This window comes from Bacteroidota bacterium, from assembly GCA_034723125.1.
Taxonomy (GTDB): Bacteria; Bacteroidota; Bacteroidia; order CAILMK01; family JAAYUY01; genus JAYEOP01.
Genome location: JAYEOP010000183.1, coordinates 1 through 14,700, shown reverse-complemented (window position 1 = coordinate 14,700; position 14,700 = coordinate 1). Strand labels below are relative to the sequence as shown.

The 14,700-nt window shown below is 31.2% G+C and carries 6 protein-coding genes; 5 read left to right on the top strand and 1 reads right to left on the bottom strand.

Features of this window, described 5'->3' with window-relative positions; translation table 11 throughout:
• Positions 1-640 precede the first annotated feature (640 nt).
• Entirely contained in the window at positions 641-1,417 is a 777-nt protein-coding gene (locus U9R42_05455; GenBank protein ID MEA3495466.1) for an alpha/beta fold hydrolase, read from the bottom strand.
• Positions 1,418-1,864: 447 nt separating this feature from the next.
• On the opposite strand from U9R42_05455, the gene U9R42_05450 reads away from it, so the two are divergent.
• From U9R42_05450 to recQ, 5 genes are all read left to right on the top strand, one after another.
• Positions 1,865-5,176 (top strand): SusC/RagA family TonB-linked outer membrane protein, encoded by a 3,312-nt coding sequence (locus U9R42_05450; protein MEA3495465.1) that lies wholly within the window; start codon positions 1,865-1,867, stop codon positions 5,174-5,176.
• A gap of 43 nt (positions 5,177-5,219) precedes the next feature.
• Positions 5,220-6,695: a SusD/RagB family nutrient-binding outer membrane lipoprotein gene (locus tag U9R42_05445; protein ID MEA3495464.1), complete on the top strand. Its 1,476-nt coding sequence runs from the start codon at positions 5,220-5,222 to the stop codon at positions 6,693-6,695.
• Positions 6,696-7,022: 327 nt separating this feature from the next.
• Positions 7,023-9,449, top strand: a complete 2,427-nt coding sequence (locus U9R42_05440; GenBank protein ID MEA3495463.1) for a DUF5916 domain-containing protein — start codon at positions 7,023-7,025, stop codon at positions 9,447-9,449.
• A gap of 49 nt (positions 9,450-9,498) precedes the next feature.
• Complete coding sequence (locus tag U9R42_05435; protein MEA3495462.1) at positions 9,499-11,625, top strand: Tex family protein; 2,127 nt, start codon at positions 9,499-9,501, stop codon at positions 11,623-11,625.
• 170 nt (positions 11,626-11,795) lie between these two features.
• A complete protein-coding gene (gene recQ, locus U9R42_05430) occupies positions 11,796-13,958 on the top strand; it encodes a DNA helicase RecQ (GenBank protein ID MEA3495461.1) in 2,163 nt (720 codons plus the stop codon).
• The last annotated feature ends 742 nt before the right edge of the window (positions 13,959-14,700 follow it).

Here is a 14,700-nt window from a genome sequence, read left to right as displayed (position 1 = left end):
GGGATAATGTAAAAAGTTTTGAAGAAGTATATGAAAAACTCTGAAAACCCTTTGGGAACAAAGATAATAAACAAACTGACTGCGTTAAAATTTTTCTCAATAGCTTGTGCCTCCGCTAAAGCTTCAGCGACACGCGGACGGCTATTCAGAAAAATTTGTGCCTTGCATCTTATTCATTATCTTTGTTTCTTAAAAGAAATGTATTTAAAGAACCTCCCATATATATTCTAATTTAACTATTATGTTCTATGATATTTTTATTGGGTAACTAAAGTTTCGCATTTGAATATAAAGAATTGACATTCGGAAACTTATTAAATGTCGAGTTGTGATAACATAAAGAAAATCAATAGTATAATAATTCCATAATGAATTGTTTCATACTTTGTGATTCTTTGTGTCTTAGAGCCTTCGTGGCTAATTATCAATATCTTGCCACAAAGGCACCAAGGCACAATTTACACTAAGAAAAAATACATAATATAACAGTTAGATAATGAATATGTTAGCATGCGGAATTATTATGCGAAACTTGAGTTGGGTAATAAAATTAACCACTGACTTCGTCTGACGAAGACATACTTCTATTATATTGTCTGTAGCATCCTATTTCCCAATTATTAAAACTTCCTTTAAAAATTTATTTTAAAAAGTTAGTAAGGATATTAAGCAATTTTTCAGCTTTATCAACATGAACCCAGTGCGTGCTGTCTTTGATCTCTATTATTTTAGAATTTTCAAAACTTGCTTTAATAGAATTATATTTATCCTTGAAAATATAATCGGATTTGCCTGCTTTAATAAATAATGTAGGTATTTGAATTTTATTTTCAATTTTGATGCTACCCAAAATATTTTGAATATTTTGTTTTAAAGCTACTGAATTGAATTTCCAAATAATTTTCCCTGATTTATCTTTTGTTAAATTTTTAATTAAAAATATTCTTAATTTCATTGAATTTACTATTTCAGATAATTTTAAATCAGCTTTCTTTCTATTGTAAAAGTCATTTGAATCAATGAAGTCAATCGCTTTAAATATTATTTTATGCTCTTGCAGAAGCTCATATTTTATTGGTAGAATATCAATAATAACTAATTTTTCAACCAATTTGGGATGTAGTGTAGCAAATTTTATAGCAAGTTTACCTCCCATTGAGTGACCAATAATTGATACCTTATTAATATTATGCTTTTGAACGAAATTGAAAATATCATTTGACATTAATTTATAGCTATGATTATTTGTTTTAGTAGAACGCCCATGATTTCGTAAATCAATAATATAAACTTCATAATCTTTTGAAAGTAATTTGGCAAAACTATGCCAATTGTCGAGCATTCCAAACAAACCATGCAAGATTAAAACTGTTTTGCCATTTCCATATTTTTTGTAGCTATTCGTGATTTCTTGCATAAAAATTTAATAATTGTAAAAGTTTATTGTATAACAACAAATGTAATTGTTTGAATGTTGTTGCAAAACTAATAATAGTTTAAATACTTACAGTATGTATAAAATATTAATTTATAACAAATGCAAAAACAGCACTTTATAGATTGTGGATATAATTAAATACAAGATTTACTTTATACCAAATTAATAAAACATTTAACTATTTTTGTATATTAAATAATAGTAAATATGAGAGAAAAAAGAAGTTTTTTAAAATTTTTTTAATTATTTCCCTTGCTAGAACAAAAAAAACTCCTATAATTGTAGTTGAATTTATAAATCATTTAATGAGTTATGAAAAAATTTCTTATAAGCAACAATTATTATTTTGACACTTCCTAAAATATATAATTGCTAAAAAAAATCTTTTAACAAACCTTAAACTTTTTTAAACTAAAAAATTAAATTATGAAAAAAATTACAATTTTACTTGCACTTCTATTTTATTTAGGATTGCAAGTAGCAAATGCCCAAGAAAAGGTAGTAACAGGAAAAGTTACAAGTGCAAAAGAAGGCTATGCATTACCTGGGGTAACAGTTGTTGTGAAAGGAACTCAGATAGGTGTTTCTACCGATAAAAACGGTATGTACAAGATTTCAGTTCCTGAAAAGTACAATGTCCTTAAGTTTTCTTTTGTTGGAATGGCAACAATTGAAAAAGTCATTGGAACCAACACACAAATTGATGTTGCAATGGCAGAAGATGTTTTAAGACTCGATGAAGTTGTTGTTACGGCTCTTGGAATTTCCCGTGAGAAAAAAGCTCTGGGATATTCAGTTCAGGAACTAAGTGGTGAAGAACTATCAAAAGCTCCTGAAGTAAACTTGGTAAATTCATTATCAGGTAAAATAGCAGGTGTACAAATTACAAGTGCAAGTGGTGCTATTGGTTCTTCTTCCAGAATTGTTATTCGTGGTAACAGTTCTTTTTCAGAAAACCAACCATTATTTGTAATTGATGGTGTACCTGTATCCAACTATTCAACAGGAGTTTCCCAGTGGGGAGATGTTGACTTTGGTAATGCTGCTATGGACATTGATCCTGCCGATATTGCTTCAATGAGTGTACTTAAAGGTGCTAATGCTGCTGCTCTTTATGGTAGCCGTGCTGCTAATGGTGTTATTCTTATAACTACCAAAAAAGCTAAAAAAGGCTTAGTAGCTAAAAAAGGTATTGGCGTATCTTACACAACATCAGTTACATTTGATGACGTTTATATTTTACCTAATTATCAAAATGATTACGGACAAGGTTATCTCGGTAGTGAATATTATTATGAAATATATAAAGATAGTGCTCAGTCATACGAAGATTATGGTACTGCTAATTCATTTGAATTTTATAATGGTAACTGGAGTGGAACAATGGACGGAATTGATGAAAGCTGGGGAACAAGACTAGATATAGGACAAAAAGTAAAACAATTTGATAGCCCACTTGAAGATGCTAACGATCCTACAACTAGAACTGCAACACCTTGGGTTTCACAACCGGATAACGTAAAGAATTTCTTTGAAACAGGTGTAACTTTTAAAAATCACTTAGCTCTTTCAGGAGCATCAGAAAAAGCATCAGCTCGTTTGTCTATTACAAATACAGATGCTACAGGTGCAATTCCTAATACTGACCTTACTAAGAATAATATTACATTTAATGGTAGTATGAATCTTACAAATAAGCTAAGTGCAGGTGCACAAGTAGCTTATGTTCAAAATAAAAGTGATAACCTTCCCGGTGGAGGATATGACGCAAATAATATCATGCAATCAATTGGTTCATGGTTTGGTCGTCAGGTAAATATGCAATCTTTGAAAGAAAACTGGGATACTGAAAATGTATTTGGAAATCCTTATAACTGGAATACAAGTTATCATAACAATCCTTACTGGACTGTATATAATAATACAACATCAAGACAAAGAGACAGAGTTTTTGGTAACTTTAATATAAATTATCAATTAGCTGACTGGTTAAGTGTTATGGCAAGAGTAGGAAGTGACTTTTATACAGAAACACGTAAGCATGTTGTAGCAAATAAATCTAATGAATCACCTAATGGTTCATTCTGGATTAATAATAGATTTGAGCAAGAAACAAATGCTGATCTTATTTTTACAGCCACTAAAGATTTCTCAGAAGATATTTCCTTTAATGGTACTTTTGGTGCAAACTATAGAGATTATAATTATAATTTCACTTCAATGTCTGCATCTGAGCTAACAGTACCTAATTTCTTTGATATTGGAAATGCTAAAGGCAGTCCAGTAACAAACATGTACAAAGAGCAATTTAGAACAAATAGTGTTTTTGGTTCAGGAAGTTTTGGATATAAAGATTATTTATATTTAGATATTACTGCAAGAAACGAATGGAGTTCTACATTACCTGCTGATAACTGGTCATATTTTTATCCATCAGCAAGTTTAAGCTTTATATTATCAGAAGCTCTTGAGATGAATTCAGATGTATTTTCTTTTGCTAAATTAAGAGGTAGCTGGGCAAATGTTGGTAACCATACTAATCCTTATCAGCTTGCTCTTACATATTCAGCAAGTACAAGTGCATTTATGGGAACATCACAATATTTTGCTCCTACATCAATGCCTAACTCAGGATTATTACCTGAAAATATTAATAGTACAGAGTTTGGTGGTGAATTTAGATTTTTCAAAGATAGAATTGGTATAGATGCTACTTATTATGACAAAGTTACTAAAAATCAAATCATGGCTATTGATGTATCAACAGCTACAGGATTTAGTAATATGTGGATTAATGCTGGTGAAATTGAAAACAAAGGTATTGAATTACTTCTAACAGGAAAAGTTCTTAAAAGTGAAGATGGCTTTAATTGGAATATGATTTTAAACTTTGCAAAAGATGATGCTATGGTTAACGAATTATACGGAGACTTAGAAGCATATCAATTATCAAATTCATGGGGTGGACTTACAATAGAAGCTCGTCCTGAAGAAAAATTTGGTGTTATTAAAGGTAAAGGATATTTAAGAACAGATACTGATGAAGATGGAATACAAGATCCTGATGGAGATTTAATTGTTAGTGATAGAGGTCGTCCATTAAAAACAGCTACTCCTATTGAAATTGGAAATGTTGTTCCTGATTTTACAGGTGGATTTAGAAATGCATTCAGCTATAAAAATTTAAGCTTTAGTTTCTTAATTGATTTCCGTAAAGGCGGAGACCTTTATAGTGTAACAGATTGGTTTGGTGCTTATGCAGGTATTACTGCTGAAACAGCTCAAATGGCTTCAAGAGAGGGTGTAACTGATAAAAATATTCGTGAAGTTGGTTTAATAGTTGGAGAAGATGTTCTTAAAAATGAAACAGTAGTTACAGAAGATCCTAATAATCCTGGTACTTATATCAAAAACGATATAGTTACATCAGCACAAGGATACTATGAAAATTACTGGGGAAATCAAGAAGCCTCAATTATTGATGGTAGCTTTATCAAATTACGTGAAATTGTATTTTCATATCAATTACCAAAAGAATGGTTAGATGGTATTTTCATCCAATCAGCAAATCTTTCATTTGTTGGAAGAAATGTAGCACTTCTTTGGGTTCATGAAAGTAATGATATTCACATTGATCCTGAAACAGGATTTGGAACAGGCCTCTCAGGTATGGGTCTTGAGCAATATCAATTGCCTCCTACAAGAAGCTTAGGTTTCAGATTAAATGTTAATTTTTAATAAATTGATTTAATTATTTAGTAAACCAAAAAAAAATATAATTATGAAAAAATTCTTAAAAAACAAAATAGTTCTTTTACTAGGTATAATATTTATTGTCGGTGCCTGTACAAAGGATTTTGAAGAGATCAATACTGATCCGAATAACGTAACTGATGCTCCGGCAACCAATGTGTTGGCATTTAGTTTAAGGTATTTTACCGATAACTTTTATGATGACTGGATGGATATGAATAATTTTGAGTCATACGTAGGTCATTTAGGCAAAATTCAATATGTTGATGAATCAAGATATGAGTTTCGTGAAAGCGTAGTTAATAATTCATGGTATTATTTGTATCGTGTTTTGAAAAATCTTGACATTGTAGAGAAAAAAGCAATTGCTGCTGAAAATAAAAATCTGCAAGCTGTTGCAATGACAATGAAAGCATTTGTTTTTCAAATTGGTACAGATACATGGAAAGCAATTCCATATTCAGAAGCCCTACAAGGTGATGAAGGAATTACAAATCCAAAATATGATGCACAAGCTGATATTTATACTGATTTAATTGCAAAACTTAAAGAAGCAAATGATTTGTTTAATGCAGCTACAATTGGTGAAATTGGTGAAGGCGATTTACTTTATGGTGGTGATGCTGCTGCTTGGCAAATGTTTTGTAACTCACTGCGTTTGAGAATTGCAATCAGAATTTCTAATAAAGATGCTACTACTGCACAAGGTATTTTTCAAACAATTTTTAGTGATCCTACTAACAACCCAATAATGGGAAGTAATGCTGATAATGCTCAGTTTAAGTGGGAAGGTTCTGCTCCTTATAAAGAGCCATGGGCTGAAAATAATATTGACGATGCTCGTGATGATCATGGAATGGGTCAACCATTAATTGACATCCTTGTACAATATAAAGACCCAAGACTTCCTGTAATTGCTAAAGATGCATTTCCTGATTCATCTGCTGTAATTTACAGAGGTGTTGTTCCCGGAGCCACAGAAGGTTCATTTGCAATGGATACAATTTCAAGAATTGGTGATTATTATAGAGGAACAGCAGACGGATATTCATTCTATTTGAGATATCCTGAAGTTCAGTTCTTAATTGCAGAGGCTGCACTTAATGGATGGAATGTTGGTGGTATTGCTGCAAAAGATGCTTATGAAGCAGGTGTAACAGCTTCATTAGAAGAACATGGTGTAGGTGCTGCTGCTGCTACTTACCTTGCAGAACCTGATGTTTTATGGGATGGAAGTGCTGACAAAATCTATATGCAAAAGTGGATTTCATTGTTTAAGCAAGGACATGAAGCATGGGCTGAAGTAAGAAGAACTGATGTTCCATTGAATGTGGAAGCACCCGGTTCACCTTACGGAACTCATGATCGTTCTCCTTTCCGTTATCCTTATCCAACAGATGAATTTAATCTTAACGGCAAAAGTATAAATGCTGTTGCAACCGGTATTGTTGATCATTTTTGGGGTCAACAAATGTGGTGGGATACAAGAACAGGTATTCAATAAAATTCATTTTAATTTAAAAAAAAACCTTAAGCATTTATTTGCTTAAGGTTTTTTTTTGTTCTATATCAAATACTGAGAGTAATCAAATTTGCCACAGATTTCGTCTGTCGAAGACATGCTAAAAGTAAAGACTATGTCTATCAAAGATAGATTCACAGATTACAAAATTACTCTTTTAAATTAATTTTAATCTGTGAATCTGTGGCTTTAATATTTTTTTAACAACATAAATCAACATAGAACTTTTTTTTGAAATATTTTTTGTCTTTGGTAAAATTTTTGTTTACAAGCATTCTTTTAATATTTAAGAGAATCCGTTTATATTTAATGAAAAAAATCATATTATTTATTACCTTCCTTATTTTTATTAGTTTTTCATTATTTTCACAAAATGACAAAAAAGTTCTTGAAGCTATAAAAATTAAAAAAGCACCTAAAATTGATGGGGTTTTAAATGATGAGGTTTGGAAAAATATCCCAATTGCAAACGATTTTATACAATATGAACCATTTAATGGAAAAGTTGCTACTTTTGATACAGAAGTGAAAGTAATTTATAACGATGAAGCAATATTCATAGCAGCAATTATGTATGATCCTTATCCCGATAGCATTCTCCTTGAGCTTGGGAAAAGAGATGAAATTGATAATATTAATTCAGATGCATTTGCTATTAACTTAGCACCATTTAATGATGACCTAAATGCAGTTGAACTTAGAGTATCTGCATCAGGAGTACAATTAGACCGCTTTCATTCACCAACAGGAGTTGATCAAAATTGGAATCCTGTTTGGCAAAGTGCAGTAAAAATAAATGATAAAGGATGGGTAGTTGAATTTAAAATCCCATATTCTGCAATCCGTTTTCCAAATAAAAAAGAGCAAGTTTGGGGTATTAATTTTTGGCGAAATATAAAAAGATACAGAGAGTGGTCAACATATAATTTTATAGACAAGGAAAAAAACGGAATAATCACACAATCAGCAAAACTTATTGGAATCCATGATATTGAACCTCCTTTGAGGTTATCTTTTTTTCCATATATTTCCGGCTATTTAAACAAAAATCCGGAAAATGATAAATTAGGTTATAGTTTCAATTATGGTATGGATTTAAAATATGGAATAAATGAAAGCTTTACACTGGATATGACATTAATACCTGATTTTGGGCAGGTTCAATCTGATGATGAGATATTAAATTTATCACCTTTTGAGGTTAGATACCAAGAAAAAAGACAGTTTTTTACAGAAGGAACTAACCTTTTTAACAAAGGAGGGATTTTTTATTCAAGAAGGATTGGTACTCAACCTATTGCTTATTATTCTATTTCTGATAGTTTACAAAAAGGAGAAGAATTAACAGAAAACCCCTCATCAACAAAATTGATAAATGCTACAAAAATATCAGGGAGAACACAACAGGGTTTAGGAATTGGAATATTTAATGCGATGACTTCTCCTGCAAAAGCAATAATTTCTGATTCTTTGGGCAAGGAACGTGTAATTGAAACACAGTCATTTACAAACTATAATATTTTTGTTCTGGATCAATCTTTAAAAAACAATTCATTTGTTTCGTTAATAAATACAAACGTTAGCAGAAAAGATTATTCAGCAAATGTTACAGCTACTACATTTAGTTTAATGGAGAGTTCTAAGAAATATTCAATAGACGGTGATTTATTAGTAAGTCAAAAATATGCAGATGCAACTGATATTGGCTATTCTTATGAAATTAATGTTGGAAAAAGAAGTGGTAATTTTCAATATGACTTGGAACATTCAGTTGAAAGTGATAAATACGATCCTAATGACCTTGGTTATTTGCAATCAAATAATGAAATGAATTTTGAAGGAGGTATTTCATATATTATTTTTAAACCATTTTGGAAGTTTTTAAATTTAAACACTAGATTGCATATTGATTACTCAATGAATTATTTACCAAGAGAATATTCTTCATTTATTATAAATACCCATACAAGTGCAACTCTAAAAAATCATTTTTCACTTGGATTTTATGTCGGTGGTTCTCCTATTGAAAAAGTTGATTTTTACCAAGCAAGAGTTAAAGGGTGGAAATATAATCTTCCTTCAAATATTTGGTTTGGAACTTGGATGTCATCCGATTATCGTAAGAAAATTGCCTTGGATACAAGATTTTCATATAGTCATGTCGATTATTCTCATAAAAATTCTTCCTTTAATATTTCTTTAAGCCCACGAATTAGATTAAGTGATAAATTTATGATAATTTATGGTTTAGATTTGAATAAAAGTAAAAATCAATATGGTTATGCTACACAATTCACGGATACAAGTGCTAAACTGAATATTATTTTTGGCAAAAGAGACCAACAAACTTTAGCAAATACTATAAATTCAACATATATATTTAACAATAAATCATCCTTAAGCTTTAGACTCAGGCATTATTGGTCAATTGCAGACTATAAGGAATTTTTTCTTTTAAAGGAAGATGGCTATTTAACTGCTACTGATTACAATGAGAATAATGATATAAATTTTAATATTTTTAATATTGATTTGATTTATTCATGGCATTTTGCACCGGGTAGCATAATATCTGTTGTTTGGAAAAATTCAATTTATAATGTTGAAGATGAGATAGTTCAAAATCTTTTTGCGAATATTGATAATACTTTTAGCATTCCTGCCCAAAATAGTTTTTCAATAAAAGTTCTTTATTATTTGGATTATCAGTATTTTAAAAAAAATATAAATTTTTAAAGGCATTAAGGGGACTTCCCTTAATTTTGAAAAAAATTTTACTACCGCTATGAATATTATTTTTAGAGAAATTATTTCTTCCGCTTTAGGAATTTCTGAAAAGCAGGTTGAAAAAACTGTAGAATTGCTTGAAGAAGGTTCTACAATACCATTTATTTCTCGTTATCGTAAAGAAGTAACATCAAGTCTTGATGAAGTAGAGATTGGAAAGATTGATGAACAATTAAAAAAACTGACAGAAATATCAGCACGAAAAGAAACAATTTTAAAATCTATTGAAGAGCAGGGGCAATTAACAGATGAATTAAAAAATAAAATAGAAAAATGCTGGGATTCGGTGGAACTTGAGGATATTTATCTTCCTTACAAAGCAAAACGAAAAACCAGAGCTAGCATTGCAAAAGAAAAGGGACTTGAGGGACTTGCAAAGATTGTAATGGCTCAGAATGAACAAGACGTTTTTTTAAGAGCTGAAAAATTCATAAATAAAGAAGTTGAAACAGTTGAGGATGCATTGCAAGGTGCAAGAGATATTATTGCCGAATGGATAGCTGAAAATCAAAACTCAAGAAAGAAAATACGTTGGTTGTTTAGTAAGGAAGCGATAATAAAATCAAAGCTTGTAAAAGCTAAGGAAGAGGAAGGAATTAAGTTTAAAGATTACTTTGATTATGAAGAAAAGTTAAGTAAATGCCCTTCACACAGGATTTTGGCAATTCGTAGGGGAGAGGATGCAGGCTTTTTAAAAATAAATATTTCTCCTTTTAAAGAAAAAGCAATAGAAATTTTAGAAAGAATTTTTATCAAACATAATTCTAATTGTCCTGAACAAATTACTTTAGCAGTAAAAGATAGCTATCAGCGATTACTAAAGCCGTCTATAGAAACAGAATTTAGAAATAGTTCAAAAGAAATTGCCGATGATGAAGCAATAAATGTATTTTCAAAAAATTTAAGACAATTGTTACTTGAAGCACCTTTGGGACAAAAACGTGTTTTGGCAATTGATCCGGGATTTACTTCAGGCTGTAAAATAGTTTGTCTTGATGAACAAGGAAATCTTGAGCATAACCAAAATATTTATCCCCATGGACGTTCAGGAAATATCAAAATGGCTTCTAAGCAATTACGAACATTAGTTAGTAGTTTTAAAATTGATGTAATTGCAATAGGAAACGGGACTGCAAGCAGGGAAACAGAATTCTTTGTATCAAAAATAAGGTTTACCAAAGATGTGAGAGCATTTGTTGTTAGTGAAGATGGTGCTTCTATTTATTCTGCTTCTGAAGTGGCTCGTGAAGAATTTGCAAAATATGATGTTACTGTTCGTGGTGCGGTTTCTATTGGAAGACGACTAATGGATCCTCTTGCTGAACTGGTAAAAATTGATCCTAAATCAATTGGTGTAGGTCAATATCAACATGATGTTGAGCAAAACAAACTAAAGCAAAGCCTAGATAAAGTTACAGAAAGTTGTGTAAATCTTGTTGGTGTAAACATAAACACTGCGAGTAAGCATTTATTAATGTATGTTTCTGGTTTAGGTCCACAGTTAGCAAAAAATATTGTTGAGCATAGAACAAAAGAAGGAGCATTTAAATCAAGGATGGATTTGAAAAAAATTAAAAGAATGGGAGGGAAGGCTTTTGAGCAATGTGCCGGATTTTTAAGAATAACAAATGGTGAAAACAAACTTGATAATACTTCTGTTCATCCTGAAAGCTACAATGTAGTAACAAAAATGATGAAGAAAAATAATTGTAGTTTGGAGAAATTAATTGGGAAATCTGAGATTAGAGAGAAAATTAATGCTGAAGATTATGTTGATAAAAATATAGGCTTACCAACTATAAATGATATTTTAAAAGAACTTGCTAAGCCGGGACGTGACCCGAGAAAAGCAGTGGAAGTTTTTGAGTTTGATAAGAATGTAAGAAAAATTGAAGATTTAGAAGTAGGAATGAAGTTAGCAGGAATTGTAACAAATATTACAAACTTTGGTGCATTTATAGACGTTGGAGTTAAGCAGGATGGTCTTGTTCATATTTCTGAACTTGCAGACAAATTTGTTTCTGACCCTAATGAAATAGTTACAATGCATCAACAAGTAGAAGTGAAAGTTAAAAGCATTGATATTGAAAGAAAAAGAATAGGGTTTTCTATGAAAAATTGCTGATAATAAATTGTTTTTCATTCATTTTCTCATTTAATATTTTTTTCATTTCATAAAAGTTGACAGTTTTCTAAGAGACCTTATATAAATTCCAATTATTTTTTTATTAAACATAAATAATCCTTAATATCGAAGTACTAAAACAATGTTAAATTATTCTAAATTTCTTTGATTTGAGTTATATCAGCGAGCCTCAGAAGCTATTAAATAAATATTTTGGTTTTGATAAATTTCGTCCTTTGCAGGAAGAAATTATTAATAATGTTATAAACAGAAGTGATTCATTAGTGATAATGCCTACAGGTGGTGGTAAATCAATTTGCTATCAAATCCCTGCTTTAATCCTTGAGGGAATTACTATTGTAGTTTCTCCTTTGATTTCTTTAATGAAAGATCAGGTGGAAGCACTTAGAACCAATGGAATTAAAGCGGAGTTTTTAAATAGTTCTCTATCTTATGCACAACAAAGTAAAATTGAGAATGATGCAATAAACAGGAAGATTAAGCTTTTGTACCTTTCTCCTGAAAAATTACTGTCAAAGAATTTTCGTCAATTTTTGGATAAGATTAATATAAGTCTTTTTGCTGTTGATGAGGCACATTGTATTTCTTCTTGGGGGCATGATTTTCGTCCTGAATATGCGGAATTAAAATTCTTTAGAATAGAATATACAAATATTCCTATAATTGCACTTACTGCAACTGCTGATAAAATTACACGTAAAGATATTCTTAAACAATTGAATATTCCTGAATCAAAGGAGTATATTGCTTCTTTTGACCGACCAAACTTAAGTCTTGCTGTTTTGCCCGGGCGTAATAAATTTGCTAAAGCACTTGATTTTATTAGAAAAAGACCGAATACATCAGGGATAATTTATTGTCTTGCCAGAAAAACTACAGAGGATGTAGCAAAGCGATTAAATGATATTGGAATTAAAGCAGTTCATTACCATGCAGGAATGGAAGCTAAAGTTAGAGCAAAGGCTCAGGAAGATTTTGTAAATGATAAAATTCCTATAATTTGTGCTACCATTGCTTTCGGAATGGGAATAGACAAATCGAATGTGAGGTGGATAATACATTTTAACTTACCAAAAAATATTGAAAGTTATTATCAGGAAATCGGTAGGGCAGGAAGAGATGGACTAAAAAGCGACACATTGCTGTTTTACAGTTTGAGGGATGTAATATTGCTAAGGAAATTTGCAGAAGATAGCGGACAGCGTGAATTGCAACTTACAAAGCTTAAGAGAATGCAGGAATATGCAGAAGCTGTTGTTTGCCGTAGAAAAATATTGCTAAGTTATTTTGGAGAGCATCTAGAAAATGATTGTGGAAATTGTGATGTATGTAAAAATCCTCCTGATGTTTTTGACGGAAAAGTTATAGCACAAAAAGCTTTATCGGCAATAAAGCGATTAAAAGAATCAGTTTCGACAGGATTGTTGATTGATGTTTTGAGAGGCTCAAGCAGACGTGATATTTTTAATTTTGGATATAATACAATAAAAACTTTTGGTGCAGGAAAAGATATAAGTTATGCCGATTGGCAACAATATTTGTTGCAAATGCTGAATATGGGCTTGATAGAGATTGCTTATGATGAAAATAATGCTTTGAAATTAACAAATGCAAGTAATGAAGTTTTATTTAACAATCGTAAGGTAAATCTTGTTCAGATGAGTTTTGTAAAGGAAAAAGCAGAATTTCATAAAGCACCTAAGCGTATAACAAAAACACAAAGAATTAAAAATGACCTTTTTGAAGCTTTAAGAAAGCTTAGAAGAGAGCTTGCTGATAAAGACAACGTACCTCCCTATGTTATTTTTAGTGATGCTTCATTAGATGAAATGACATCTGAAAAACCAACAACTGAGTTGGCAATGAAAAATATTTCGGGAGTAGGAGAATTTAAGTATAAAAAGTATGGAGAGTTGTTTATCAACGAAATTTTATCTTTTATTCAAACAGAGTATGAGCAGGGCAGTAAAATCAAAGGAGCAACATATTTACAGACTTTTAAATTATATAAGGAAGGAAAAACTGCAACGGAAATAGCCTCAGAGCGAAAGTTACATATCAATACAATATATTCACATTTTGCTTATCTTTATGAAAAAAGATACGAAATTGATATTATGAAATTTATAAATATTGATGAACTTGATAAAATCATTGGAGCAATTAAAGAAACAGAAGTTATAGATTCTACAGCAGTACTTTTTGAACACTTAAAGGAGAAAATTGAACATCATAAAATAAGAATGGGAATAGCTATTTATAAAGTACAGAACGGGGAAATGATGACAAGAAAACTAAAAACTAAAAACTAAAAACTAAAAGGTTATGTGTTACGGATAAACAAGAAGAAGTACTTAGAGTACTTAAAGTGCCTAAAGTACTTAGAGTTATGTGTTACGGATAAACAAGAAGAAGTACTTAGAGTACTTAAAGTGCCTAAAGTACTTAGAGTTAAAACTAAAAACTAAAAACTAAGAGTTACGGATAAACAAATTACCAGTCCGCAGTCGGCAGTCTCCAGTCGGCAGTAAAAAACAGTCAACAGTCAAATTTCGAATAAACAAGAAGAAGTACTTAGAGTTATGTGTATGTGTTACGAATAAACAAATTACCAGTCCCCAGTCGGCAGTCTCCAGTCGGCAGTCTTCAGCCGGCAGTCAAATTCCAAATAAACAAATAAACAGATAAACAAATAAGCAAATAAACAATTCTTACAACAACAACCCATAAGGTCGTCATTGTGAGGGAGGTACGACCGCGACAATCTCGGGCTTTTTAGCAGAGGTAGTCAAAAACAGTCCTCAGTCAGCAGTAGGCAGTCTCCAACCAGCAGTCAAATTCCAAATAAACAAATAAAGAAGTCGGCAGTCTTCAGTAAGCAGTCCTCGTTTGTGCTTGCCTAAATAGGGTTGGTTGACTCACCTCTCATTTCTCACCTCTCACCTCTCACCTCTCACCTCTCATTTCTCACCTCTCATTTCTCACCTCTCATTTCTCTGTGCTTGCCTAAATAGGGTTGATTTTTTTTGTTACTTTTTCCTCTGCGTTTCTGCG

Excerpts from the sequence above, each read along its gene's own strand:
- U9R42_05450 (MEA3495465.1), top strand. The coding sequence starts at position 1,865 with ATGAAAAAAATTACAATTTTACTTGCACTTCTATTTTATTTAGGATTG.
- U9R42_05455 (MEA3495466.1), bottom strand. The coding sequence starts at position 1,417 with ATGCAAGAAATCACGAATAGCTACAAAAAATATGGAAATGGCAAAACA.
- U9R42_05440 (MEA3495463.1), top strand. The coding sequence starts at position 7,023 with ATGAAAAAAATCATATTATTTATTACCTTCCTTATTTTTATTAGTTTT.
- U9R42_05435 (MEA3495462.1), top strand. The coding sequence starts at position 9,499 with ATGAATATTATTTTTAGAGAAATTATTTCTTCCGCTTTAGGAATTTCT.
- U9R42_05445 (MEA3495464.1), top strand. The coding sequence starts at position 5,220 with ATGAAAAAATTCTTAAAAAACAAAATAGTTCTTTTACTAGGTATAATA.